Raw genomic sequence first — 26,039 nt, 5'->3', positions numbered from 1 at the left:
GAGGTCGGAGTGAACACAACCACAAACGCGCAAACCGCACCAAACGCACCCGCCGCGCCGGGCGCCCAGACGCAGAACCACGGCGAGCGCCACCGCGAGATGCCGGTCAGGGCAATGCCTGCCTATGAGCAGATCAAGCGCTACGTGATCAAACGCATCAGTGAAGGCGACTGGAAGCCAAACGGGCTGATCCCATCCGAAATGGAGCTGGTCAAGGAGTTCGGCGTCGCGCGTATGACGGTGTCGCGCGCGCTGCGCGAGCTGACCGCCGAGCGCGTGCTCACACGCGTGCAAGGCTCCGGCACGTTCGTCGCGCCGCAGCGTTATGAATCGACGGTGCTGGAAATCCGCAATATCGCCGACGAAATCGCCGCGCGCGGCCATCGTCACGCCGCGCGCGTGCTCACGCTCGAACCAAGCGACGATCCGCAGGCGCTCGAAGCGCTCGGACTCGCGAGCGGCCCGGCGTTTCATTCCTGCATCGTGCACAGCGAGGAAGGCGAGCCGATCCAGTACGAGGACCGCTACGTCAATCCGAAAGTATTCCCCGAGTATTTGCAGCAAGACTTCACGGCCGAAACGCCGAATCACTACATGGTGCGGCTCGCGCCGATCCAGCGCGCGGACTTTCGCATCTATGCGCAGAAGCCCGACGCCCATGTGCGCCGGCATCTGACGATGGATATCGGCGAGCCGTGCTTGCAGCTCTGGCGTCGCACGTGGGTCGGCGACGATGTGGCGACGTCGGTGCGCTTATGGCATCCGGCGTCGCGCTTTCATCTGGCGGGGAACGTCTAGCGCGGTTCATATCAAGGCATCGGCGCGGCAGCGTGAGGGGCGTCAGCCCTGACGCTGCGACATGTCCGGCGAAAAGCGGCAACCTAGCCGATAACGCGAGCCCGGATGCACGAAGCGCGCGAACGTCACCGCCACGCCGCTGGTCCACGTGCGGCGCATCAGCGTGAGGCAGGGCTCTTCCGCGCGAATTTCCAGCAGCTCGGCTTCGGCGCGCGTCGGCAGCGCCGCGTCGACGACATGCTCGACGTCGTGCGCGGGCACGATTTCGAGCAGATACTCCGACGGCCTGACCGCCGAGAAATCCTGTTGCAGAAAGTCCGGCGCGATTGCCGGATTCACATAGCGGTCTTCCAACTGCACGGGGCGGCCGTTCTCCCGGTGCACACAGGTCACGTGAAACACCGACGCGCCAGGCACGAGTCCCAATGCGTTCGATACGCTCACCGACGCCGTCTCGCGTTGCGACAGCACCGTATCGCAACGGTATTCGTGCCCACGCGAGCGAATCTCGTCGCCGATATGCGCGATCATCAGCAGCGTGGATTGCGGCTTGCTTTGCGCGACGAAGGTGCCGACGCCCGAGACTCGCGTGACGAGCCCCGCGTCGGCCAGTTCGCGCAGCGCGCGATTGACCGTCATACGCGACACGCCGAGCGTCGCGACGAGATCCAGTTCCGATGGCAAACGGTCGCCCGCCTGGCGCGCGCCCGATTCGATGATCTGGCGGATGTGGTGCTTGACCTGTTCGTAGCGCGCAGCGGGGATCTCGTCGGCGGCGCGCGCGGTTTTCAGCGCCGCGGCGGCAGGCGGTTTGTCGTGAGCCTTGCTGCGAACCGTAGAGGTCATCGGCGGCGCTCGCTAGCGATTGTGTGATGCGGGCGTGGGCACGGGCGGACGGGGGCGCGTATTCATCGCGGCGGCGCGTCGTTGGCTTCACGCGTCCAGAACGCGTTGCGATCGAAGTAGTTTTGCAGGAATTGCCGCAGACGCGGCTGCCCGGCATCGTGGAACACGTCACGCGGTCTGCCTTGCACGGCGATGCGGCCCTGGTCGATGAACATGACCTTGTCCGCGACTTGTGCGGCAAATCCCATTTCGTGCGTGACGACCGCCATCGTCATGCCGTCGCGCGCGAGCTGTTTCATCACTTGCAGTACTTCGCCGACCAGTTCCGGATCGAGCGCCGAGGTCGGCTCGTCGAACAGCATGATGTGCGGCTCCATCGCGAGCGCTCGCGCTATCGCCACCCGTTGCTGCTGGCCGCCCGAGAGCTTCGCCGGATACGCGTCACCCTTGTGCGCGAGACCCACCGTGTCGAGCATCGCGTTGGCGCGGCGGCGCGCTTCGTCGCGTGACAGATGCCGCACGCGCAGCAAGGCCTCCATCACATTGCCGAGCGCGCTCATGTGCGGCCACAGGTTGAACTGCTGAAACACCATGCCGACGTTGCGCCGCACGCGATTGATTTCGCCCTGCGACGCGCGCACCCGTTTGCCGTTGCGCTCGCTATAGCCGAGCAGTTCGCCTTCGATGCGCACGTCGCCCTGATCGTACGTTTCGAGTGCGGCGAGGCAGCGCAACAGCGTGCTCTTGCCGGAGCCCGACGGGCCGATGATGCACACGACTTCGGAGCGCGCGATCTGCAGATCGACGCCGCGCAGCACCTCGACGTCGCCGAAGCGTTTGCGCAGATCGCGCACTTCGACCAGCGGTGCGCCGGGCACCGCGGTGGCACCGGCGGCGGGCGCGGAGGAGGGCAGGTCGGTGATGGCGTTCATAAAGGCTCCGGTTTCATGCGATGAAGCGTGCGATGCGGGTCTCGGCCCACATGCCCGCGCGCGAGGTCAGCTCGACCAGCGCGAGGTAGCACACGCACAGCACCAGCAGCGTTTCGACGAAAGCAAAGGTGGCCGAGCCGATGCCGGTCAGCACGAAGGTCAGCTCAGGCACGGTGACGATGGACAGCACCGCGGTCTCCTTGCTCAGCACGATGATCAGATTGGTCAGCGCCGGCACGATCAGCACCAGCATTTGCGGCACCTGGATGCGCAACACGGCTTGCCAGCGCGTGAGGCCGAGACACGACGCCGCTTCGAGATGTCCGGGCGGCACGGACTGGAAGCCGGAGCGGAATGCTTCGGCAAAATAGGCGCTGCCGTAGAGGCCGAGGCCCAGCACGCCGGCTGTCATCGGTTCGAGCGTGAGGCCGATTGACGGGCCGCCGTAGTACAGCAGAAACAGTTGCACGAGAAACGGTGTGCCGCGAAACAGTTCGATATAGATGCGCAGGGCGCCGCGCACCCAGCGTCCGCAGAACAGTTGCAGCACGGCGATCAGAAACCCGATGACGAGGCCGATCGCGACGCCCGCGGCCCAGGTGCCGAGCGTCGTCGCGAGACCCGCTGCGATCGGCTGCAGGTTGTGCGTGATGACGGTGGGATCGAGCGTTTGCATGGCGTGGTTGATGTAGGCGCGAAATCAGGCGTGTTGCAAACGATATTCGGCGGTATGCGCGACGAGCGCGAGCGTACCGCAGATCACGAAGTAGATGAGCCCCGCCGCGAGATACGCTTCCAGTGGCCGGTACGTGCTGGCGGCGATGTTTTGCGCGGTGCGCGTCAACTCGGCCACGCCGACCACCGAAATCAACGACGAAGCCTTGATCAGCAGCACCATTTCATTGACAAGCGACGGCAGCGTCAGGCGGAATGCCTGCGGCACGAGGATGCGCCGCAGCATATCGAACGGCGAGAGCCCGAGCATGCGTGCGGCTTCGAGATGACCTGGTGGAATGCTGAGAAAACCGCCGCGCAAAATCTCGGCGATGTATGAGGCGGAACATAGCGACACCGCGCTGATCGCCGCGACGACCGGCGATACGTTGATGCCCGCGAACGGCAGCAGGTAGTACACGAGCAGCAACTGCACGAGCATCGGCACGCCGCGAAAGAAGAACACGTAAGTGCCGCCGAACATGCGCGCCGCGCGCTTCGGCGAGAGCCGCGCCGCGCACACGCCGATCCCGACGAAGAAGCCGATCACGAGCCCCGTGAGCGAAATGCCGATGGTGGCGAGCGCCGCGTGCAGCAGCAACGGCAAGCCCTGAACGAAGACGGTCGTGCTGAACATAGGCGGAGCACTCGCTGGACCGACGGGGGGCGATGTGATGCGATGCAACGCGTCGCGGCGCGCATCGCGTGCGTCAAACGCCGCGTGAGACGATCAATAGTTCGGGACGGGCATCGTGGTCGGCGCGTCCATCGCGACGCCGAACCATTTCTTCTGCAAGGCCGCGAGGCGCCCGTCGTTGTGCATTTTCACGAGCGCGGCGTTGAACGCGTCGGCGAGCGGCTTGCTGTCCGCGTCCTTGCGCAACGCGTAAGCGAAGTAGACCTTCGCGCCGAACGGCGGCTGCACGACGGCGAACGTCTCCGGGCGCTGCTTGGCCACGTACGCGATATTGGTCATCGAGTTCGCGACCGCCGCGATGCGGCCAGCGGCGAGATCGGCGTAAGCCTGATTGTTGTCGACGTATTCGCGGATTTCAGGCGGCTTCGGCAACGTGGCCACGTAGGCCTTCAATTGATCGAGCTGCGCCGAGCCCTTGCCCGCGCCGACCGTCTTGCCCGCGATATCCGCCGATTGCTTGAGCGATGAATCGTTCGCGCGTTTGAGCAGCGCGTCGGTAGCGTCCGCGACCGGCAGCGTGTACGTGTAGCGTTCCATGCGCGCCTTCGTGACCGTCAACGGGCCGCCCACCATGTCGAATTTGCCCGCTTCGAGACCCGGCAGCACGCTCGGCCAGGGCAGGTCGATGAAGCGCACCTTCACGCCCATTTCCTTGCCGACCTCCGCGAACAGGTCCTTGTTGAAACCCGCCTGCTGACCGTTTTCGAGGAAGTCGAACGGGGCGAACTGCATCTCGGTGCCGACCACCAGTTCGCCGGCCTTCTTCACTTTGGCGAGCTGGTCTTCCGCGTGGGCGGCGACACTTGCCGCGCACAACGCGACCATGACCAGACGACACTTCCAGCCTGCAAGGATACGCATGGGATTCTCCGGTTGGCAAAGCGGTGTCGCGCGAAAACGGTGCGTTCGTCGGGGTCGGCGCGAGTCATGCGAGGCAGTATATACCGCGTTTTTGGCGCAAAATAAATAAACGTTCAGCTAGAGAAAAGCCCTGATATGAAGGGATGAAATGCAGCTTGCGGGTACGCTTTTGGCGGTATATACAACGGCAATGCACCGGGCGCGCGATGCTTCGGCGCGCTCCCGACGCGGCGCAGTGTGCGCGTGTTTCGTCAGTCGATTCAACCGGCCTTCAGGGAGCAACGCGATGCCCGTCACCCGCATTCCGATCATCGATTTCGCCGGCGTGCGCGCGGGCGAGCCGCAGGCCTTGCAGCGAGTCGCGGCGCAAATCCGTGAAGCGTGTACCACGATCGGCTTCTTCTACATCGTCAATCACGGCGTGCCGCAAGTGTCGATCGACGCCGCCGCCGCCGCGGCGCGCCGGTTCTTTGCGTTTCCACCGGAGACCAAGCGGCGCGCGGCCGTCAATCATCGGCATCGCGGCTTCAATGCGCTTGGCGATGCCACCATGTATCAGGCGAAGCGGCCCGACTACAAGGAGTTCTTCAGCATCGGCCTGGAGTTGCCCGAAGACGATCCCGACGTGCTCGCGGGCCAGGCCCTGCGCGGGCCGAACAACTGGCCGGACTTCATGCCGGAGCTGCGTCCCGCACTGTATGGCTACTATGAAGCGGTAGCGGCGTGCGGCGCCGATCTGCTGCGCGCGGTCGCGGTAAGCCTCGGCGTCGACGAAAACTTCTTCGCGCCGCGTTATACGAAACGGATGCAGCGCACGCAGATGGTCTACTATCCGCCGCAGCCTCCTCAGTCGGACGAAGATCAGTTCGGTGTCGCGCCGCATACCGACTATGGCTGCATCACGTTGCTATGGCAGGATCAGGTGGGTGGCCTGCAGGTGCGCGAGATCGCCAACGGCACATGGGTCGAGGCGCCGCCGGTCGAAGGCAGCTTCGTCGTGAACGTCGGCGATCTGCTGGCGCGCTGGACCAACGACCGCTTTCGCTCCACGCTGCATCGCGTGATCAATGCGTCGGGGCGCGAGCGCTATTCGATCGCAACGTTCTATGATCCGACCTACGGCGCGATGGTCGATCCGCGCGAGCTTGGCGCGAGCGACGCCGAACTCAAGTATCAGCCGGTCGCCGCAGGCGACTATATCCTCGGACGCATCAACGATTCGATGGGCTATCGGAAGAAACACGCTGTTCAAGGAACGCAAGGAACCCCTGCATGACAGATCTCGGCAGCACGCATGGCACAACGCATGAAGACACTCACGGCGCCGCGCCGCTCGCGCAGACTCTCGACGCACTGCGCACCGCCTTGGGCAACGACTCGGTGCGCGTCGGCGAACAGATCGGCGAACGCGCGCTGACCGACTGGACGCGTCACGACCCGACGCGTCCCGCTGCGCTGCTCTTGCCGCGCACCACCGAAGAGGTCTCGCGCGCGCTCGCTATCTGTCACGCGGCGCACCAGCCCGTGGTACCGCAAGGCGGCATGACCGGCCTCGCGGGCGGCGCAATCGCGCGCGCCACGGATATCGCGCTGTCGCTCGAACGGTTGAGCGGCGTTGAAGAGATCGACACCGCATCGGCCACGCTGACCGTGCGCGCCGGCACCACGTTGCAGGCCGCGCAGGAAGCCGCCGCCGATGCCGGCTTCGAACTCGCACTCGATCTCGGCGCACGCGGCTCATGCCAGATCGGCGGCAATCTCGCGACCAACGCGGGCGGCAATCGCGTGATCCAGTCGGGCACCGCGCGCGATCAGGTGCTCGGTCTCGAAGTCGTGCTCGCCAATGGCGACGTGCTGACGTCGCTCGGCAAGATGGTCAAGAACAACACCGGCTATGACCTGAAGCACTGGTTCATCGGCTCGGAAGGCACGCTCGGCGTGATGACGCGCGCGGTGTTGCGGCTGCATCCACAGCGCGCGGCGCGTCATACGGCGCTCGTCGCACTCGATCATTACGACGCCGCCGTGAATCTGCTGCGCCGTTTGTCGACTCGCTTCGGCAACGACATCGGCGCGTTCGAGATCATGTGGCCGGACTTCTACGACTTCGGCGTCAAGCTGACTGGGGCGCGTTCGCCGTTCGCCGACGCGCATCCGCTCTACGCGCTGATCGAACACGCGAGCTTCGATGCGAGCGACGACGGTGAACGCTTGTCCGCCGCACTGGCCGACGCGCTCGATGCGGGCGCGATCCGCGATGCGGTGATCGCGCAATCGGTGGCCGACGCGCGCGCGCTGTGGGCGATTCGCGAATGCACCGCGGAGTTTCCGGTGCGCCTCGACGCGATCAACTTCGACGTGAGCCTGCCGATCGGCGAGATTGGCGCGTTCGTCGAACGTTGCCGCGCGGCGCTCGAACGACGCTGGCCCGGCAACGCGTCGTATTTCTTCGGGCATATCGGCGATTCGAATCTGCATGTAACCGTCGACGGCCATTCGATCGCTGGTGTCGATCATCATGCGGTTTACGCGTTCGTCTATGAGATGCTCGGGCCGTTGCACGGCTCGGTGTCGGCGGAACATGGTATCGGCTTGCTCAAGCGCGAGTTTCTGCCGATCTCTCGGTCGCCGGCGGAGTTGGCGGCAATGGCCGCGATCAAGCAGGCGCTGGACCCGCATGGCATTCTGAATCCGGGAAAGCTGTTCTGAGCGCGGGGGCCCTTGTTGACGAGAGATGCAGGAAAGCGCACGGCGCGTTGCGAACACACCCTAGGCATGCCCGACATGCGCCGCGTGAATCGTCAATGCGTGCTGACGGAGTCGAGCCCGGTCGAACGGACGGTGGCCTGCGCAGCCGGCGAGGCGAGATAGTCGAGCAACGCCTTCGCTTCCTTCGGATGCTGCGCGCCGACAGGAATGCCCGCTGCGTATCGCGTAACCGATTGCACCGACTCCGGGATTTTCCCGACGAAGGTGGCGCCCTGTACCGGCAGCAATTCGCTGACCTGCTGGAAGCCCACTTCGTAGTCGCCGCTGGCGACGACCGACGCGACCGGGATCTTCGGCACCATCGTCGCCTTGGCCTTCACCTGATCTTCGATACCGAGGCGTTTGAACAATTCGCGCTGGATATACACGCCGCTCGCGCTGTCCGAGTAAGCGATCGATTTCGCATGCAGCAAGGTCTCTTTCAACGCCTCGACCGAACCGATGTCCGGTTTCGGCGCACCGTCGCGCACCGCCATGCCGATGCGCGAATCCGCGAGTTCGACGCGCGAGCCCGGGATCACCTTGCCCTGTTTGATCAGGTCGTCGAGCGCGTAGCCGACCATGATGACCACGTCAGCAGCTTCGCCGCGTTCGAGTCGATTGGGAATGGCTTCGGGCGCTTTGCCCATCGACGGCCCGAGGATGGTGTCGAGCGTATTGCCGGTCGAGGTCGCGAACTGCGGGCCGAGCAGCTTGTAGGCGGCGGTGAAGCCGCCTGAACTCATGACGCGAAGCTCCGCCGCCCGCACGTTGGGGGCGGCGACCGCGCTGCCTAGCAGCCCAGCGGTCAACATGGACAGAAAGAAGATTTTCATCGGAATAGGTAGGGTAGTGCGAAAGGTGATGAAAGCGGAATGAAACGCGGCGCGCAGCCTGCGGCCGCTGATGCCGCGCAGGATGAACCATACCTGAACGGAAGCAGCAGGAGAACCCGTGCACGGCGATCAGGCGGCGTGCATGAACGAAACAGGCCGGGTTGATGCGGCGAACGGCGCTTCGCCCGAACGCCGTCAGTGCGCGTCGAGATACCGCGCAATCAGCGGATAAACATCCACCGACGCGTTCTTGCCGAAGATACAGTCGATGTGCCCATAACCGGAAATCAGGTGCCGCTCGTAGGGCTGCTCGGGAAAGTGCTTCACGAGCAGGTCGAAAGTCAGCGCAGTGCTTTGCGGCAGATAGGTTTCGTTTCTGTCGCCGTGGATGAAGCCGATCGGCAGGCGCATGCCCGCGAGCCCCTTCATGCCGTCGGTTCCTGTGAGGTAGACATCCTTGCCGTCGGCATCGACGACCTTGCCCGCGCGCACCATCGTCGCCAGATGTTTGAAGACCTCGACGTCATGCACGCCAAACAATTCCTGCAGATTCGCATGCAGTGTCTCGTTGAGTTTTTCATGCTCGTAGAGCAGGCCGTACAGGAAGGTCGCGCGATGGCAAATCGGGTTGCTGCAGCCCTCGTCATGATCGATCGGGTAAAGCCGCAGCGCTTCGTCGAGCAGGTTCGCGGGCCACGTGTCGTCCTGCGCGTACGCGGTGAGATCGCGTACCTTCAGATGCTGCATGATGTCCGGGATATGCAGGCCGGCCTTGATCTTCTGCAACGTGCCCGGCACCGGATGCGTCGACACCTGAGAGATCACTACCGAGCGCACCCCTTCGAGTCCGGACAGCAACGACATGCTCAACGCGAGGCCGCCGAGGCAATGGCCGACCGCCTGTATCTGCTGCGCGCCGGTCAGCTCGCGGATTTTCGCGACCGCGGCGGGGATATCCTGGCGAGCCACCTTGTCGACGTTGGTCGGCGTGAGCACGCTCGGCATTTCGATGCTGACGCGCAGATCGACGAGCCACACGTCGTAGCCGGCCGCGCAAAGGTACTCGACCATGTTGGTCGCGATCAGATCGGTCGAATAGATACGGCTCGACACGCCCGAGCCGTGAATCAGCAGCACCGGTCGCGCCGTTTTACGCGCAGGGTCGACGTAGCGCGTGAGCCGCAGCGTCGTGCCGTCGGGTGTATCGAAGAAAAAGATTTGCGGCGCCGGCGCGCGCAGCGCACGCTTCGGGCGCGGCGTCGTCTTCGGGTCGAAGTATTGCAACGGTGCGGCCACACCGCCGTATTCGGTGAACAGCACGCCCGCGAAGAATCTGCCGAACTTCAGCGTCCATTCGAGACGGGTCTCCAGATCGGGCGCATGGGTCACTTCGAGCGTGCGTTGCTGCTTGAGGAAGTTCTCGGGCGTGATGATCAGCGTGGCTTTGCCTATCACTGGCGCGTCGGCTTGCGGCGCAGCGCGAAGCTCCGCATAGAGCGTGTTGGTCTGCTCCCACAGATTGACCGGTGACGTGCGCGTGATGATCTTTTGGCCGGTGAGGTAGTAAGTTTTCCCATCGACGGCATTGAGCGTCATACGGTAGTTCATGTCGCGCTCGTCCACGTCCGAACCGTCGACGACGAACAGGTTGAACGTGCCGTCTGTGATCGTCATCGGTTGAGCCGAGAGCGCGGCACAGGTCAGCGTGCCGGCGGTGTGGGCGAGATGCTGCGGATTGCCAAGCATATCGGCGAGGTCGTCCGATTCGACGGTCAGCGTGAACCCGATCGGACTCGTGGCGGCGTCGCCTGTGAGGCCGGGGCCGACCGGCGTGTACGTGCCGACCATCGTTTCCGTGAATCGCAGGCCGATTTTTTCGGCAGGTGGCGTCGCGGCGCTGCCTTTGGACTGATAGTCGATCGACCAGCCGTGCGCGGCCGCGAGCAGCGCGCAATTGCGTTCAGCGAGCGCGGAAATGGTCAGCAGCGGATTGACGCCGAGCGACATCGGCATCACCGCGCCGTCCATCACGTACAGGCCGTCGTGCACCGCGTTGCCCGCTGCGCCGCTGAACACGCGGCCCATGTGATCGACCACGCCGCGTTCGGCATCCTCACCCATGCCGCAGCCGCCGAGCGGATGCACGGTGACGGTCCGGTTGCCGACGATCTCCGTGGAAATCGGATTGCGAAGGTACTTGCCGCCGAGCGGCACGGTCGCCTGTTTCAGCGCGTCTTCGATCGTTTGAAAGATCGGCTGGCGGCCCGCGTTTTGCCACGCGATGCGCGCGCGGCCTCTGTCATCGATGCCGATCTGGCCGCTTTCGTCATCGTGCGCCATCACCAGATAGCTTTGCGTGTGATGGAGCGCGCCGTGGTACGGGCCGCGCAGCAGGCCCTCGATCACGCGCGCGTCATAGGCAAGCCGCTCATGCAGTGAGCGCGGTCCGCCCACGTCCACGCCTTCGAGCGGCGCGGCCGCGCCGAGCATGCTGACGAGCGCCGCGCCGACCGGGCCCGCGAGCGAGCCTTCCTCGATCACGTAGCCGTCTTTCACGTTCGCGGTGTTGCGATTGTCGATCAGGCCTGTGATGGTCGGCCCGACCGGCGCAATCTCGCCTTCTTCGTGCGAGCCCCAGCCGACACCGTTGATCGGATCGTCGGTGTTGTAGGCGAAGGCGAGCACATCGCCGTTGCCGGTGAAGTGCCGGCCGAGCATGTCCGAGCTGCTCAGGCCTTCCTTGCGCGAGCGCAGCAGCAGCGCCGTCGAACCGATCGTGCCGGCGGCCACGATGACGATGTCGGCGCTCACGAACAGATCGGGCGCATCGTAGCTTTCGCGTCCGAGCGCGACGAGCTGGAAGCCGACTTTCCATCGCTGCGCGCCGGGCTCACGCGTCACCGCATGCACCGCGGCACCCGTGAAAATCTGTGCGCCGTGCGCGAGCGCATCGGGCAGATAATTCATGTGGGTCGAGTTCTTCGCTTCGTAGTTGCAACCCGAATTGCAATCGCCACAGCCCACGCAGGCTTTCTGAGCGACGCCTGCGGCGTTCGCGCCTGTCGTGAAGGTGACGGTGATCGGCGGGCGGCTGAAGCGGTCAGCCATGCCGAGTGCCCGCGCCGATTTCTCGAGCGCCTGCAATTTCGGCAGCGTGGGAAATGTGGCGGGCACCGCCGACGGTTGCAGCATCGCGCGGGCCAATGCATAGCCGTGATCGCGGGCCGTCTTGTCGGCGCGCAGCGCGGCCGGCCAGCGCGGGTCGTCCCATAGGCGCGGGTCGGCCTCGAGCGCGACGTTCGCGTTGATCAGCGAGGTGCCGCCCAGACCGCAGCCGACCACCGCGTTCACGTCTTCGTTGACGTGCACTTCGAGCAGCGCGAGCGGCGAGCCGATGTGCGCGGCGGCGGTGTTGTACTGGATCTGCGCGGCGCCCTGAAACGGCGTGCGCGGAAATTCACCGGCCATGAATTCGCGCCCGCGTTCGAGCACGCACACGCTGCGGCCGGCGCGCGCCATGCGGCTCGCGGCAATCGCGCCGCCGTAGCCGGAACCCACCACGACCACGTCGTAATGGTCTTTCAGCGCCGTCGGCGCGCTCGATAAGCGGTTCATCAGGACCACCTCGTCTGGAATCGAATGCGGGAAGGGAGCGCCGGACTTCGGAAGGAAGACGGTGCGCGGCCGCGGCTTTTTTATCGTACGTGGTGCGGGGGGACAAAAAAAGCGTGGCGTGCGCAATGCGCGATGTGAAGGGCGTGTCGCGTGCGGCCGACGCCGCTCACTTCGTCTCTTTTATGCGGCCACTTCATTCATTTCGCTGTCGCTCGATTCGGCGGCGAGCAGATTCAGTGCGAGCAGAATGGCCGCGCGATTGTCGATGTCGATGGTGATCCCCAACACCTCGGTGAGCCAGCGGCCGATCCTGGTATCGGAAAAATCCTCGGCGCCAGCCGTCTTTTTCATCGTGACGCCGAGTTTGACGGCGCGATAGTGATAGGAGGGCACCCGATGCTGAGCCGCGACCGCCGACAGGCCGCCTTTGCCTTCCGAGCACCAGCCGAGGCTGCCAGCCAGCACGATGCGCTCGGGCTCGTCGAGACCATCGATGAGCTCGCGCGCGGCGAGCCGCACGCGCTGTTCGTCGAGGCCATATTGCAGCAGCACGCTTTCCACCGGGTCTTCGAGTGCATGAGCGCGCAGATCGATTTCCTGCGCCATGCCTTCGCTTTCCATCGACACGTTGCGTTGATGGCCCGCGCTGCGCAGACAGTCGATCAGATAGCGGCGGAAATACGCGCACACCGCGTAGCCGTTCGACGGCGCGCTGTCGGCACAGGCACGGGTCTCGGTGTGGCCCGGCGCGAGCCGCAGTACTTTCGCGTAGATGAACTGCGCGACGAGTTCTTCCTTGTCCTCACCGAGCGCCTGCAGTTCCAGCGGGTGATAGGTGCGCAGCGCCCGCTTGACCAGCTCGACCATCGACACCATTTCGTGCGCGGACAGGCGGGTGCGCCGGCGCCATAGATCGGGCAGGATCGCATCGTCGAGATTGCGGACGAACTCGTCGCTCGGAACTGCGCCCATGAAAACCTCCGTCAGGGGTAAGGCGAGGAGCGCGGTGAGCCTTGGCTGCGGGCTGGCAAGTGAAGGGTGGAGTGGAGAAGCCGCGCTGGAACGTGAGTCCAGTATGGGTCGCGGCAACCGCTTCGCCTATATGGATTAAGTGGTAGCCGATGGGTAAACTGCCGGGTAAACCTTCTGACGAGAAACCAGTCATTCGTCTGACGAGAGGGCGCTCAGCAGCAGCGGAAAACCGACTCTCGCAACCGCCGTACCGTGTTGCATGACCCTCTGCCGTGCCCGCAGCGTTTCCTGCGGCGCGCCTCGCCCGGCCTGTACCGCTGGGGCTGCCCGCGGCGCCGGGCTCGCGCGCCCTTCACCGAAGTTGCCGTGCCCAAGGAGACCGCGCAATGCGGGCCGACCCGATCCAGCGTGCCATCGACGAAGACCTGGTGCGCGTGCTGTACGCGCAAGACCCGATCGCCTTCTTTTCGCATTGGTTTTCTATCGCGGTGCTGGTGGCGGTCTACTGGCCAAGAATTCCGTCGCCGCCGCTGTTCGTCGCGTGTTTTGGCTTTTATGCGGCGGCCAATTGCGGCGGCCTCGTGCTGTGGATTCTCAATCGACGTTATCCGCAGTTTTTCTCGCCGCGCGACTGGATCTACCTGCACGCGTTGCGTGGCGTGTTGTTGTACAGCGCACCCGGCCTTGCGGTGTGGTTCGCGTTCCAGGTCCCGCAGAGCGATTTGCCGCTGCTGCACACCGTCCTGCTCGTGACGCTGGCGGCCGGGGTGTTCATGTCGAACGGATTCGACCTGCTGAACTTCTCGACCGCCATTCCGTTCCTGCTGTTTCCATCGATCGTGCTGCACTTCGGCTCGCATACCTTCGACCGCACCATACTCGCGATCGTCCTCGCGTTTTTCTTCTGCGCGATCAACGTCTACGCGATGAGCTATCGCAAGCTGTTTCGCCAGGTCGTGCAGGCGCGGGTCGATCAGCAGTACCTGGCGCAATCGCTGGCGGCGCAGAAACACGTCGCCGAAGAGGCGAGCCTCGCGAAGACGCGCTTTTTCGCGGCCGCGAGCCACGATCTGCGCCAGCCGCTGCACGCGATCGGCCTGCTCGCGGCGTCGCTCAACGACGCCACCGCCACCCCCGCGCAGCACGCGAAGACCGCTGAGCACATCGTCTACAACGTCGAGGCCTTGAATCAGCTCTTCAATCAGGTGCTCGATCTCGCGCGGCTCGAAAGCGGCGCAACGCAGGTGATCCGCCTGCACTTCCGGCTCTCCGAACTGTTCGAGCGGGTGGGTAGCCAGTACCGCCCGCAGGCTGCAGCGAAGGGGCTCGCGTTACGCATTGCGCCAACCACGATGGTCGTCCACGACGACCCGGTGCTGCTCGAGCGCGTGCTGAGCAATCTGCTGTCGAACGCGGTGCGCTATACCGAGGACGGCGCGATCTGGCTCGGCTTTCGCCGCGCGGGGCGGCAGACGGGCGGCTATATCGAGGTGCGCGATTCGGGTATCGGCATTCCGGCCGACGAGCACGAGCGCATTTTCGAAGAGTTCTATCAGGTCGCCAATCCACAGCGCGACGCGCGCCAGGGCCACGGTCTCGGCTTACCGACGGTGAAGCGTCTGGTCGGGATGCTCGGCGGCGAGCTGCAACTGCGTTCCGCGCCCGGACGCGGGTCGGTGTTCCGCATTCCGGTACAGGCGGGCGACGCCGGCGGCATCGTCGCTAGCCTGAACGAAGCGGTCGCGGGCGGTCCGTCGGCGCAAGGGCGGCGCGTGCTGTGTATCGACGATGAACCGTCGATCCTCGAAGGCCTCGCGAGTCTGCTGGGGCGCTGGGGTTGCGACGTGCTCGGCGCGCGTGACGAGGCCGAGGCGCTTGCAGCGCTCGCCAGCGGTTTCGTGCCGGATGCGGTGCTGTGCGATTACCAGCTCGCGCATCACCGCACCGGCGCGCAGGCGCTGACGGCGGTGCGCGGCGTGCTCGCGCGCGCAGGCCATGAGAACGTGGTGACCCTGCTGATTACCGGCGACATGGCCTCGGCGGAATTGGCGGCGCTCGCGTTGCAAGGCATTCCGGTGCTGCATAAGCCGGTGACGCCCGCGCGTTTGCGACGCACGCTGGAAATGCTGTGGCAGCAGGCGGAGCTGGATCGGGGACGGGCGGTGGCGACGCCTGCGTTGCGCGAGGGCGGGGCGGGTGGCGATGCGGGCGTGGCGCATGACGCGGCAGGCGATGCGGGAGGTTCATCGCGAGGCGCGGCCGGCGGCTCGCAGCCGCGCTCCAGGAGCGAACCGCAGAAGTAGGAAGACGGCAGCGTGAGTCAGCCCGGGCCTACAAAGTCTTCCCCGCTTCCAGCCAGCCGTTGACCACCGCAATCGCGGTCGACCGGTTGTGCACGCCGAGCGCCCGGAAAATCACCGACAGATGCACCTTGACCGTGCCCTCGGCGACGCCCAGGTCGCGAGCGATCATCTTGTTGGTCCAGCCGCGATGCACGAGCCGCATGATGTCCTGCTGACGTGGCGACAGGTTTTCCAGCAGATGCTGCTGATGCGGCTGCAAGGCGGGCACCTGGGTGAGCGGCTCGGTCAGCGCGGCGCCCCCCTGACCGGGCGCCGCCTGTGCAGCGGATGGCGCAGCCGAACCGGCGCCTGCCACCGCCCCCTGCGCATCACGCGAGCCGAGCAGGCTGAGCGCTTCCATCGGCACATAAGCGCCGCCCGACAGCACGAGTTCAATCGCCTTGAGCATCACGCTCGCGGGCTGCCGCTTCGGCACGAAGCCGAGCGCGCCTGCGGCTAGCACCGCGCGCATTTCGTCCGGCGATTCCTCGGCGGACAGCACGACCACCGGTAGCGCCGGGTTCGCCTTCAACAGCACTTCAAGCGACGACGCGCCGGTCATGCCAGGCATGTGCAGATCGACGATCGCCAGATCGTGATCGGCGTCGGGCCGTGCGGCGGTGGCGAGGGTTTCCCAGCTATCGGCTTCGTCGAACTGGGCGTCGGGATCGAAACCGCGCAGCATGCCCTTGACGCCTTGCCGGATCAGTTCATGGTCGTCGGCCACAAGAAACTTCATGATGTCTCCGCGAGTCGGGCCTGCCCGTTGTGGACTACCGCCGTTGTGGGATCTCGTTTTACTTCTGTTCTCGTGAACCGCATCATGGTCGGCTACCCCGCGTTTCCTGCGCCGGTCAGGGGCGCGGCGCGCCTTCCGGCTGGCCGCGTTGGTGGCGCGCTATGGGTACTCGCCGGCTGGTTCGATGCGCCACGTGATGTGTAAGGCAGGTCTCCCGCGCATAGGTTCCGGCTTGCTACGTAGACGAGCCGCGCGAGCCTTTTTTTGAATCTCTCGCGCAAGATCGAACAGGCTATGCGCGGAGGATGAAAGGGCGTGCCGGCCGCGTCTATTTGACGGCAAATAACGTCGCATTCATCAGCAGTTTGAAGGCGAAACCGAGCGACATCGCCGAGGCCACGCCGAAGCACCACAGCGCGATGAACCACAACCAGCCAGGCAGTTTGCGCCGCCGCGCCGGGGAGCCGGCCAGCGTGCCGTTCGGGCCAAGCCCGCCGGTTTGCTTAGTGATAGTGATGTTGGTCGTCATGGCGCACCTTGCCTCGGAATACCCAGTAGCCCATCGTCGTATAGGCGATGATGATCGGCAGAATCACCGCCGCGCCGACCAGCGTGAAAGTCTGGCTCGCGCGGGGCGCGGCCGCTTCCCACAGCGTCATGCTCGACGGAATCGCATACGGCCACAGGCTCACCAGCAGCCCCGCGTAGCCGAGCAGCACGAGCAGCAGCGCGAGCACGAACGGCGTGTTGTGATGTCGCGCGCGCACCGCGCGATGCATCAGGAACGCGCAGACCGCGACGAGGAACGGCACCGGCAACAGGCGGTAGAAGAGGTTGTCGTGGAACCAGCGCTGCGCGATCGTCGGGTCCTGCAGCGGCGTCCACAGGCTGACCATCGCGATGAAGCCGAGCAGCACCAGCGTGAGCGGCCAGACCACGCGGTGCAGCCGTCGTTGCAGATCGCCTTCGGTCTTCGCCACCAGCCAGCAGCAGCCGAGCAATGCATACGTGACGACGAGGCCGAGGCCCGTGAGCAGGCTGAACGGCGTAAGCCAGCCGAACGCGTCGCCGGCATAGCCGCCGTCGATCACCGGAATGCCCTGCAGGAACGCGCCCAGCACGATGCCCTGAAAGAATGTCGCGCCCGCCGAGCCGCCGATGAACGCGAGGTCCCACAGATGCTTCGTGCGATTGGCCTTGGCGCGAATCTCGAATGACACGCCGCGAAAGATCAGACACACCAGCATGAAGATCAGCGGCAGATACAGCGCGGACAGCACGGTCGAATACACCACCGGAAACACCGCGAACAGCGCGGCGCCGCCGAGCACGAGCCAGGTCTCGTTGCCGTCCCACACCGGCGCGACGGTGTTCATCATCAGGTCGCGTTCCTTCTCGTCGGGGAAGAACGGGAACACGATGCCGATGCCCAGATCGAAGCCGTCCAGCACGACGTACATGAAAAGGCCCAACGCGATGATCGCGGCCCACACGACGGTTACATCCATTTTCTTTCTCGCAAGTGGTTCGGGTGAGGGTTGCGCTTACGCGGCGTCGATCATCTGATCGGCGGCGGACAGTGGACGGCGCGCGGTTTGATTCGGCTCGTGGCGCGGCACGCCGTGCGGCGTGTGTCCCGGCAACGCCGGGCCCGAGCGCATCAGCTTGAGCATGTAGTAGATGCCAGTGCCGAAGACGAGGAAGTAGACGACCACGAAGGCCATCAACGAGATGCCCACCTGCTGCGCGGTCAGCGGCGACACGGCCTGCGAGGTGCGCATCACGCCGTACACGACCCACGGCTGGCGGCCCGCTTCGGTGGTGACCCAGCCGGCCAGCAGCGTGATGAACCCGGTCGGGCCCATCGCGACGGCAAAGCGCTGGAACCACTTCGATTCGAACAGACGTCCGCGGCGGCGCAGCGCCCAGGCGGCGAGCGACATCGCGATCATCAGAACGCCGAGCCCGGCCATGATGCGAAAGCTCCAGAACACCACCGTCGAGTTCGGACGATCCTGCGGCGGGAATTCCTTGAGGCCGCGAATCTCGCCGTCCCAGCTATGCGTGAGGATGAGGCTGCCCAGGTGCGGAATCGACACCGCGTAGCGCGTGGTCTGCGCCTTCATATCGGGAATGCCGAACAGGTTCAGCGCGGTACCGCCTTTTTCGGTATCCCAGAGACCTTCGATCGCGGCGATCTTCGCCGGCTGATATTCGCGCGTGTTCAGACCGTGCTGATCACCGACGAATGCCTGGATCGGCGTGAGAATCAACAGCAGCCACAGCGCCATCGAGAACATTTTCTTCACTGCCGGATCGCGCCGTCCGCGCAACAGATGCCATGCGCCCACGGCCGCCACCACCAGCCCCGCGACGATGAACGCCGCGAGCGCCATATGCGCGAGCCGGTACGGGAACGACGGGTTGAAGATGATCTTGAGCCAGTCGAGCGGCACGACGTGGCCGTTCACGACTTCGAAACCTTGCGGCGTTTGCATCCAGCTATTGGAAGCGAGAATCCAGAAGGTCGAGATCAGCGTGCCGACGGCGACCATCAGCGTGGCGCCGAAGTGCGCGCGCGGACTCACGCGCTGCCAGCCGAACAGCATGATGCCGAGGAAGCCCGCTTCGAGAAAGAAAGCGGTCATCACCTCGTACATCAGCAACGGCCCGGTGACGGGGCCCGCGAAACTGGAGAAGCCCGACCAGTTGGTGCCGAACTGATAGCTCATCACGACGCCGGAGACGACGCCCATGCCGAAGGCCACTGCGAAGATTTTCGACCAGAACAGGCAAAGATCTTTGTAGTACGCCTTGCCGGTCTTCAGCCAGCGCCATTCGAGGACGGCGATGAAACTGGCGAGACCGATGCTGAGCGCCGGAAACACGATGTGAAAAGAGACGGTGAACGCGAATTGAATGCGGGCGAGATCGAATGCCGATATTGCGGAGTTCATGAGCGTGTTTGTGCGTGATGGCCGCGAGAGCGGACTACGCGCGTCGACCGGTGTCGGTGCGCACTGCGGCTGCAGATGGCGCAAAGGGTAGGGGATCGGGAACAATTTTGCTGCGCCGCGACGTGCGTCAAAAAACCGCCTTGTTTTAAGCCGTTTTTGTGTTTGTAAGCGACAAACCATTGATGGGTATCAAGTTTTCCTGACTGTCTTCGCGCGTGAACTCTGCGCGTGCGCACCTCGACTGCGTCAATCGACCGCGCCGCAGCAATGGGCCTCGTCGCCTTCGCACGGGCTCGGCCCTGGTGTTTGCCCGCGACCCGCTTGACTTCGGTATTTCCTGAGCATAAAGTTTTATTCACATACAGGAATTAAAAGCCGCTGCTTCTTCAGTCGGCCCACAGGAGACAAGCCTTGCTCAATCTCACCCCAGGTTCGCTCGCGGGCCTTCGCATCGTCGATCTGTCACGCGTGCTGGGCGGTCCGTATTGCACGCAGATCCTCGCCGACCACGGCGCGGACGTGATCAAGGTCGAGCCGCCCCATGGCGACGAAACCCGCACCTGGGGCCCGCCGTTCGACGGCGACACGGCGTCGTACTTCCTCGGCGTGAACCGCAACAAACGAGGGGTGGCGCTCGATCTGGCGCAGGAAAGCGAACGTGCGAAGCTGCTGCATCTGCTCGACACGGCCGACGTGCTGGTCGAGAACTTCAAGATCGGCACGCTGGAGCGCTGGGGGCTCGGCTACGACGCGTTGCAGGCGCGCTTTCCCCGGCTCGTGCATTGCCGCGTGTCGGGCTTCGGCGCGGACGGCCCGCTGGGCGCATTGCCGGGCTACGACGCGGCGGTGCAGGCCCTCACCGGGCTGATGAGCGTGAACGGCGAAGCCGGCGGCGCGCCGTTGCGCATCGGCGTGCCGATCGTCGATCTCGTCACGGGCCTGAACGCGGCGCTCGGCATTCTGATGGCGCTGCGAGAACGGGAGACGAGCGGACGCGGCCAGTTCGTCGAATCCACGCTGTTCGATAGCGCGTTGTCGATCCTGCATCCGCATACACCGAACTGGTTCTACTCGGGCGACGAGCCGCAGCGCAGCGGCAACGCGCATCCGAACATCACGCCGTACGACATGTTCCATACCGGCAGCGTCGATATTTTTCTGGCGGTCGGCAACAACGCGCAGTTCGCGCAACTGTGCGCGGTGATCGACACACCGTCTCTGCCCGCCGATGTGCGCTTCGCCAGCAACCGGGAGCGCAGTGCGCATCGCCGCGAATTGCGCGCGGAGCTGGAGGCGCGCTTTGCCGAATGGGAGGGCGAACTGCTCGCCGATACGCTGATCCGGCGCGGCGTGCCGTGCGCACCGGTGCTCGGCCTCGGTGCGGCGCTGGAGCATCCGCATACGGCGCATCGCGCGATGCGGGTCGCGTTGGGCTCGTACAAAGGCATTGCGTCGCCGATCAAGCTAAGCCGTACGCCCGCCACCTATCGCAGTGCGCCGCCTGCGCTGAACGAGCATGCCGGGCAGGTGTTCGGCGCGCCGCCGGCGGACGGCTGACGGTTGCCATCGGTTTGAGTCGGCCTGGGGCGCTTGCGCTTCATCGGCTTTCCATCTCGCTACAACACAGCGCGGCCCATGCCGCGAAGGAGACAGCATGTGCATGAATCATGCAGGACGGCGCTCGCCGGCAACGTTCGCAGCATCCGCCGATGACGAAAACCACCGTGCACGAGGAGCCTTCCCATGCTCGCGCTGATCGGCACGGTCGCGATCGTCGCGCTGTTCGGCCTGATCATCACGAAGCGCCTGTCGCCGCTCGTCGCGTTGATCGTCGTGCCGATCGTGGCCGCGCTCGTGGCGGGCTTCGGCCTTACGACGGGCAAATACATCGTGCACGGCGTGCAGAATATCGGTCCGGTGGCGGGCATGTTCGTATTTGCAATTCTGTTCTTCGGCATCCTGACGGATGCGGGCATGCTCGATCCGATCATCAATGGCGTGTTGCGGGTGGTGGGCTGTCATCCGACACGCATCGTGATGGGCTCGGCCTTGCTCGCGCTGCTGATTCATCTCGACGGCTCCGGCGCGGTGACCTTCCTCGTGACGCTACCGGCGATGTTGCCGCTGTACACGCGTCTCGGCATCGACAAGCGGATTCTCGCTTGCGTCACCTCGATGGCTGCGGGCGTGAATTTTCTGCCGTGGGTGGGGCCGATGCTGCGCGCGTCGGCCGCGCTGCACATCCCCGGCACGGTGATTTTCTATCCGATGATTCCGGTGCAGATCGTCGGCCTGATCTTCGTGTTCGGCACGGCGTACATGCTCGGCAAGCGTGAAGAGAAGCGTCTCGGCCTCGATCGCGCGAGTGCCGCGTCGGTCGCGGTAACGCCGCGCGAGCTGAGCGCGGCGGAGCAGGCTTTGCGGCGCCCAGGCCGTTTCTGGATCAACATCGTCTTGACGCTGGTCGTGCTGGTCACGCTCGTGTGGGGCATCGTCGATCCGATGGTGATGTTCATGCTCGGCACCGTCGCGGCGCTGATCATCAACTATCCGGATGTCAGGCAGCAGCGCGAGCGCATCGACGCGCACGCCAAGGCCGCGCTGATGATGGCGAGCGTGCTGCTCGCAGCGGGCGCGTTCACCGGCATCATGTCCGGCACCGGCATGCTCACGGCGATGGCGCAGGTCATGGTGCAGCACGTGCCGGTCGAGCATGCGCGCCACATGCCGTTCGTGCTCGGGCTCGTGTCGATGCCGCTTAGCCTGCTGTTCGATCCCGACTCGTTTTATTTCGGTATCCTGCCGGTTCTCGCGGAAAGCGGCAAGCTGCTCGGCGTGCCGCCGATCCAGATGGCGCAAGCCGCCTTGCTCGGGCAGATGACGACCGGTTTTCCGGTCAGCCCGCTGACGCCCGCGACCTTTCTGATCGTCGGGCTGACCGGCGTCGAACTCGCCGAGCATCAGAAGTTCACGATTCCGTTTCTTTTCGCCGCCACCGTCATCATGGTTGTTACCGCGGTGCTGGTCAGCGTATTTCCGTTATGAGCGCGCGGCGTGACGCGCGGATATTCCACAGGACATTGCCATGAACTTCGAATTCACCGACGACCAGCAGTCGATCCAGGCCGCCATCGAAAAACTCTGCGAACGTTACGACGACGAGTACTGGCTCGCGAAAGACCGCGAAGGCGGTTTTCCGCACGACTTTCACCGCACGCTGGCCGAGGCGGGCTGGCTTGGCATCGCGATGTCGCCGGAGTATGGCGGCGCGGGGCTCGGCATGACCGAAGCCGCGCTGATGATGCGCACGATCAGCGGCTCGGGCGCCGGGTTGTCGGGTGCGTCGGCGGTGCATATGAACATCTTCGGTCTGAACCCGGTGCAGGTGTTCGGCAATGACGCGCAGAAGCGGCGCTTTCTGCCGCCGCTGATCGAGGGCCGCGACAAGGCCTGCTTCGCGGTAACCGAACCCGACGCCGGTCTCGACACCACGCATCTGAAGACCCAGGCCGTGCGCGAGGGCGACCATTACGTGCTGAGCGGCCGCAAGATCTGGATTTCGACCGCGCAGGTCGCCAACAGGATGCTGATCATCGCACGCACCACGCCGCTCGATCAGTGCGCGAAACCAACCGATGGCCTCACGCTGTTTTATACCGACCTCGATCGCGAGCGGGTGGAAGTGCGCGAGATCGAGAAGATGGGCCGCAAGGCGGTCGATTCGAACATGCTGTTCATCGACAATCTGCGCGTGCCGCTCGAAGACCGCATCGGCGACGAAGGCGCGGGTTTCCGCTATCTGCTGCACGGGCTGAATCCGGAGCGGATCCTGATTGCCGCCGAAGCGGTCGGACTCGGGCAGGCGGCGTTGCGGCGCGCGACGCAGTACGCGAATGAGCGCGTCGTGTTCGGCCGGCCAATCGGCCAGAACCAGGCGATCCAGCATCCGCTTGCGCAGGCGTGGATGCAGCTCGAAGCGGCCAACCTGATGGTGTTCAAGGCGGCCTCGCTGTACGACGCCGGCAAGCCGTGCGGCGCCGAAGCCAACGCCGCCAAATACCTCGCCGCGGAAGCCGCGTTCCAGTCGTGCCAGACCGCGATCGCCACGCTCGGCGGGATGGGCTACGCGAAGGAATATCACGTCGAACGGTATTTGCGGGAGTGTATGATTCCGAGGCTCGCACCCGTGAGTCCACAGATGATTCTGTGTTTCATCGCGGAGAAAGTGCTGGGCCTGCCGAAGTCGTATTGACGTATCTCCCGACCGCCATGGATGTCAAACTCGTTGCCCGCACGCTGGATCTGTTCGAATTGTTCGCCGCCGAGCAACGGCCGCTGCCGCTGACCGAACTCGCGCGTCTGCTGAACGTGCCGGTGTCGAGCTGTCTCGCGCTGGCGCGCACGCTGGTGAGCCGCGGCTATCTGGTCGAGGTGAGAAAGCGCGGCGGCTACTATCCGACGCGGCGCTTGCAGATGCTCGCCAGTGCGATCAATGCGGTCGATCCGGTGGTCGAGATCGTGCATCCGCGCCTGATCGAGTTGCGCGACGCGAGCGGCGAGACCGCGGTGCTCGGCAAGATTCAGGGCGCCGCCGTGGTGTATCTCGACGTCGTGGAGTCGACCAAGGCGATTCGCTACACGCGCGCGCCCGGCGAGTTGCGGCCCTTGTATGCGAACTCGATCGGCAAAGCGATTTTCGGCGAGTTGGACTCGAGCGCGCAGCAGGCGCTCGGTGCACAACTGTCGTTCGAACGTTTTACGGCGGCGACCGTGGCCGATCTGCCCGCGCTCGTCGCCCAAGCGGCGGCGGCGCGAGCACAGGGCTGGTGCGCGAATCTCGGCGAGAGTGCGCCGGAGCTGTCGGCGATTGCGGTGGCGGTGAGGGTCGGTGGCGAGTGGTACGGGCTGTCGGTGGTGGGGCCGACCGAGCGCATCCAGAAAGATCAGAAGGCGCATGCCGCTCAATTGCTGCGTGTGAAGCAGGCGATCGAAGTGCAGGAACAGCAGGAGCAGGTGGAATAGCTTGTCGGCGCTGGGGTGGGTTTCGGCAATTGCCGGTCTGCCGACCGTTCGATCGCCCGGTGTCCCTCAGCAACACTGAACGCGCGCGGCTCGCGTGCAACGCCCGCATTCAGTGCGAGCAACCCCGCACACCTCACGCCGCAAAGGGCCCATAGGGAGCGCCTGCCCAACCCGTCATCAACCGACAATTAGCCGATCCGGAACCGACTTCCACCGGGTCACCGGCTAGCCAATGAATCGCTTTGCCTCTACCATGCAAGCAGCCAGTTGTCGGCGTTCTCGAGCAAGCGCACGCTCGAGCGGCACGCGCGCCGCGTAGCCATCAAGTCGTCATTCCCGTTATTCGTTTCGAATAGTCACGTTGACACGCCCGCGAGCCAGGCCGCGGAGCGCGTCGCGAATCCGTCATGAACAGGCAGTGCAGGGCAGGCCGTGCTGAACGGGCGTCCCGTCATGCGCCGCGTCATGGTTTCACGACAGGCATCATCCACCTGCCGGCGACGGCAGACTTCACCCACCAGGAGTCAACAGATGAGCACGATCAAGACGAAAGACGGTACCGCAATTTTCTACAAGGACTGGGGCAAGGGTCGCCCGGTCGTGTTCTCGCACGGCTGGCCGTTGACCGCGGACGCGTGGGACGCGCAGATGCTGTTTCTCGGCAGCAAGGGCTTTCGGGTGATCGCGCACGACCGTCGCGGGCACGGCCGCTCGGAGCAGCCGTGGGACGGCAACGACATGGATACCTATGCCGACGATCTCGCCGCGCTGATCGAACAGCTCGACCTGAAGGATGCGACGCTCGTCGGCCATTCGACCGGTGGCGGGGAAGTCGCGCACTACATCGGCCGGCATGGCACGCAGCGCGTCGCGAAGGCCGTGCTGATCGGCGCGGTGCCGCCGCTGATGCTGAAGACCGACAATAATCCGAACGGCACGCCGATCGACGTGTTCGACGGGATCCGCAAGGGCGTGGTCGATGACCGTTCGCAGTTTTTCAAGGACCTGGCGCTGCCGTTCTACGGCTACAACCGGCCGAACGCGAAAGTCTCGCAAGGGGTGATCGACTCGTTCTGGGCGCAGGGGATGGCTGGCTCGATCAAAGGCCTGTACGACTGCATCAAGCAGTTCTCCGAAGTCGACTACACGGAGGATCTGAAGAAGATCGACGTGCCGACGCTGGTGCTGCATGGCGACGACGACCAGATCGTGCCGATCGATGCAGCGGGCCGCCAGACCGCGAAGATCGTGAAGGACGCGACGCTCAAGGTCTATGCGGGCGGCCAGCACGGCATGTGCACCGTCGAGGCGGACAAGGTGAATGCTGATCTGCTGGAGTTCATCGGCTCGTGACGATGCGATGACGCACTTGAGTGCGTGAGAAGAGGCGGCGCGGGCGCGTGATGAACGGCGCGCCGCGCCGCGAAAGCCTCAACTTCCAACCTCCTTCACGCAGTCGGCCAGCCCATGCGCGCCGCTCGACGCAATGCCGAGCGCACCACCATCCGGTGGAACGGCGCGATCGCGAGAATATAGAAGCGCCCGAGCCCATTGTGGCAATGCACGACCGTGGACAGCACCAGATAGCGCGAACGGCCGTCCCGCGTCTCACGGGTTTGCTGCAGCACCGACACCCGGAAGTCCAGATGACTGTCGTTTTCACCGAGGATGATTTCGTGCGCACTGCGCGTGTAGATCCTGAAGATGTCGACACGCTCCCGCGAGCTGACAGCTGCTTCCGTGCGCAACTGCTTCGCCGTCTTGAGTCCGAAGCGCGCGACCAGCGCATCGCGCAACCCCATCAGTCTGCCGACCCATCCCGCCTGATGCGCGAAAACAAAGCGCGCCAGCAATTCCGGATCGTCGATGGCGTTCTCGGGCAGGCGGACCGCGTACGCGTCGGCGAGATCCGGCGCGTGGTACAGACGCGTGACCGCGGATTCGGCGGGCATGGCGACGG

At 64.7% G+C, this 26,039-nt stretch carries 22 protein-coding genes; 9 read left to right on the top strand and 13 right to left on the bottom strand.

The window, feature by feature from the left end; all coding sequences use genetic code 11:
• Positions 1–9: 9 nt before the first annotated feature.
• Positions 10–798 (top strand): histidine utilization repressor, encoded by a 789-nt coding sequence (hutC, locus tag CIC12_RS10120; protein WP_168663990.1) that lies wholly within the window; start codon positions 10–12, stop codon positions 796–798.
• A gap of 42 nt (positions 799–840) precedes the next feature.
• Here hutC (CIC12_RS10120) and hutC (CIC12_RS10115) read toward each other — a convergent pair whose 3' ends face one another.
• The 5 genes from hutC (CIC12_RS10115) to CIC12_RS10095 all read right to left on the bottom strand — a co-directional run bounded on the left by hutC (CIC12_RS10115) (position 841) and on the right by CIC12_RS10095 (position 4,848).
• The gene (hutC, locus tag CIC12_RS10115; RefSeq protein WP_168663989.1) at positions 841–1,644 is read right to left on the bottom strand and encodes a histidine utilization repressor; all 804 of its coding nucleotides are present in this window, start codon (positions 1,642–1,644) and stop codon (positions 841–843) included.
• Positions 1,645–1,706: 62 nt separating this feature from the next.
• Positions 1,707–2,576 carry an amino acid ABC transporter ATP-binding protein gene (locus tag CIC12_RS10110; protein ID WP_168663988.1) on the bottom strand — a complete coding sequence of 290 codons (870 nt, stop codon included), beginning with the start codon at positions 2,574–2,576 and terminating at the stop codon, positions 1,707–1,709.
• A 13-nt stretch (positions 2,577–2,589) separates the two neighbouring features.
• Positions 2,590–3,252: an amino acid ABC transporter permease gene (locus CIC12_RS10105; protein WP_168663987.1), complete on the bottom strand. Its 663-nt coding sequence runs from the start codon at positions 3,250–3,252 to the stop codon at positions 2,590–2,592.
• A 24-nt stretch (positions 3,253–3,276) separates the two neighbouring features.
• On the bottom strand, positions 3,277–3,927 hold the full coding sequence (locus CIC12_RS10100) for an amino acid ABC transporter permease (RefSeq protein ID WP_168663986.1): 651 nt from the start codon (positions 3,925–3,927) through the stop codon (positions 3,277–3,279).
• 93 nt (positions 3,928–4,020) lie between these two features.
• Positions 4,021–4,848, bottom strand: a complete 828-nt coding sequence (locus tag CIC12_RS10095) for a transporter substrate-binding domain-containing protein (protein WP_168663985.1) — start codon at positions 4,846–4,848, stop codon at positions 4,021–4,023.
• A gap of 286 nt (positions 4,849–5,134) precedes the next feature.
• On the opposite strand from CIC12_RS10095, the gene CIC12_RS10090 reads away from it, so the two are divergent.
• Both CIC12_RS10090 and CIC12_RS10085 read left to right on the top strand, forming a co-directional pair.
• On the top strand, positions 5,135–6,124 hold the full coding sequence (locus CIC12_RS10090) for an isopenicillin N synthase family dioxygenase (RefSeq protein WP_168663984.1): 990 nt from the start codon (positions 5,135–5,137) through the stop codon (positions 6,122–6,124).
• Positions 6,121–7,557, top strand: a complete 1,437-nt coding sequence (locus CIC12_RS10085; protein WP_174771994.1) for an FAD-binding oxidoreductase — start codon at positions 6,121–6,123, stop codon at positions 7,555–7,557. The genes CIC12_RS10090 and CIC12_RS10085 overlap by 4 nt, the downstream gene beginning before the upstream one ends.
• A gap of 92 nt (positions 7,558–7,649) precedes the next feature.
• Here the strand turns inward: CIC12_RS10085 and CIC12_RS10080 are convergent, their stop codons facing one another.
• From CIC12_RS10080 to CIC12_RS10070, 3 genes are all read right to left on the bottom strand, one after another.
• Positions 7,650–8,432, bottom strand: coding sequence for a substrate-binding domain-containing protein (locus CIC12_RS10080; protein ID WP_168663983.1), 783 nt, complete (start codon positions 8,430–8,432; stop codon positions 7,650–7,652).
• Between the two features lie 195 nt (positions 8,433–8,627).
• Positions 8,628–12,047: an alpha/beta fold hydrolase gene (locus CIC12_RS10075; protein ID WP_168663982.1), complete on the bottom strand. Its 3,420-nt coding sequence runs from the start codon at positions 12,045–12,047 to the stop codon at positions 8,628–8,630.
• Positions 12,048–12,227: 180 nt separating this feature from the next.
• Entirely contained in the window at positions 12,228–13,019 is a 792-nt protein-coding gene (locus CIC12_RS10070; protein ID WP_168663981.1) for a hypothetical protein, read from the bottom strand.
• 386 nt (positions 13,020–13,405) lie between these two features.
• Between CIC12_RS10070 and CIC12_RS10065 the strand changes: the two genes are divergently transcribed.
• A complete protein-coding gene (locus CIC12_RS10065) occupies positions 13,406–15,322 on the top strand; it encodes an ATP-binding response regulator (protein ID WP_168663980.1) in 1,917 nt (638 codons plus the stop codon).
• A gap of 28 nt (positions 15,323–15,350) precedes the next feature.
• Here the strand turns inward: CIC12_RS10065 and CIC12_RS10060 are convergent, their stop codons facing one another.
• From CIC12_RS10060 to CIC12_RS10045, 4 genes are all read right to left on the bottom strand, one after another.
• Entirely contained in the window at positions 15,351–16,100 is a 750-nt protein-coding gene (locus CIC12_RS10060) for a response regulator transcription factor (protein WP_168663979.1), read from the bottom strand.
• Between the two features lie 328 nt (positions 16,101–16,428).
• The gene (locus tag CIC12_RS10055; RefSeq protein ID WP_168663970.1) at positions 16,429–16,629 is read right to left on the bottom strand and encodes a hypothetical protein; all 201 of its coding nucleotides are present in this window, start codon (positions 16,627–16,629) and stop codon (positions 16,429–16,431) included.
• On the bottom strand, positions 16,604–17,608 hold the full coding sequence (gene cydB / locus CIC12_RS10050) for a cytochrome d ubiquinol oxidase subunit II (protein ID WP_168663978.1): 1,005 nt from the start codon (positions 17,606–17,608) through the stop codon (positions 16,604–16,606). The genes CIC12_RS10055 and cydB overlap by 26 nt, the downstream gene beginning before the upstream one ends.
• Positions 17,609–17,644: 36 nt before the next feature.
• Positions 17,645–19,057, bottom strand: a complete 1,413-nt coding sequence (locus tag CIC12_RS10045; RefSeq protein ID WP_168663977.1) for a cytochrome ubiquinol oxidase subunit I — start codon at positions 19,055–19,057, stop codon at positions 17,645–17,647.
• A gap of 411 nt (positions 19,058–19,468) precedes the next feature.
• On the opposite strand from CIC12_RS10045, the gene CIC12_RS10040 reads away from it, so the two are divergent.
• The 5 genes from CIC12_RS10040 to CIC12_RS10020 all read left to right on the top strand — a co-directional run bounded on the left by CIC12_RS10040 (position 19,469) and on the right by CIC12_RS10020 (position 25,432).
• Positions 19,469–20,614 carry a CaiB/BaiF CoA transferase family protein gene (locus tag CIC12_RS10040; RefSeq protein ID WP_168663976.1) on the top strand — a complete coding sequence of 382 codons (1,146 nt, stop codon included), beginning with the start codon at positions 19,469–19,471 and terminating at the stop codon, positions 20,612–20,614.
• Positions 20,615–20,800: 186 nt separating this feature from the next.
• Positions 20,801–22,102, top strand: a complete 1,302-nt coding sequence (locus tag CIC12_RS10035; protein WP_168663975.1) for a CitMHS family transporter — start codon at positions 20,801–20,803, stop codon at positions 22,100–22,102.
• Positions 22,103–22,142: 40 nt separating this feature from the next.
• Positions 22,143–23,309: an acyl-CoA dehydrogenase family protein gene (locus CIC12_RS10030; RefSeq protein WP_168663974.1), complete on the top strand. Its 1,167-nt coding sequence runs from the start codon at positions 22,143–22,145 to the stop codon at positions 23,307–23,309.
• A 17-nt stretch (positions 23,310–23,326) separates the two neighbouring features.
• Positions 23,327–24,079: an IclR family transcriptional regulator gene (locus CIC12_RS10025; protein WP_168663973.1), complete on the top strand. Its 753-nt coding sequence runs from the start codon at positions 23,327–23,329 to the stop codon at positions 24,077–24,079.
• A 531-nt stretch (positions 24,080–24,610) separates the two neighbouring features.
• Positions 24,611–25,432: an alpha/beta fold hydrolase gene (locus CIC12_RS10020; protein ID WP_168663972.1), complete on the top strand. Its 822-nt coding sequence runs from the start codon at positions 24,611–24,613 to the stop codon at positions 25,430–25,432.
• A 95-nt stretch (positions 25,433–25,527) separates the two neighbouring features.
• Here the strand turns inward: CIC12_RS10020 and CIC12_RS10015 are convergent.
• Positions 25,528–26,039, bottom strand: a 512-nt coding sequence (locus CIC12_RS10015) for a DUF2867 domain-containing protein (protein ID WP_168663971.1), incomplete at its 5' end; no start/stop codon positions are given.

It is taken from the genome of Paraburkholderia sp. SG-MS1 (assembly GCF_012275575.1).
GTDB lineage: Bacteria > Pseudomonadota > Gammaproteobacteria > Burkholderiales > Burkholderiaceae > Paraburkholderia.
This window is presented reverse-complemented; position numbering and strand designations above follow the sequence as displayed.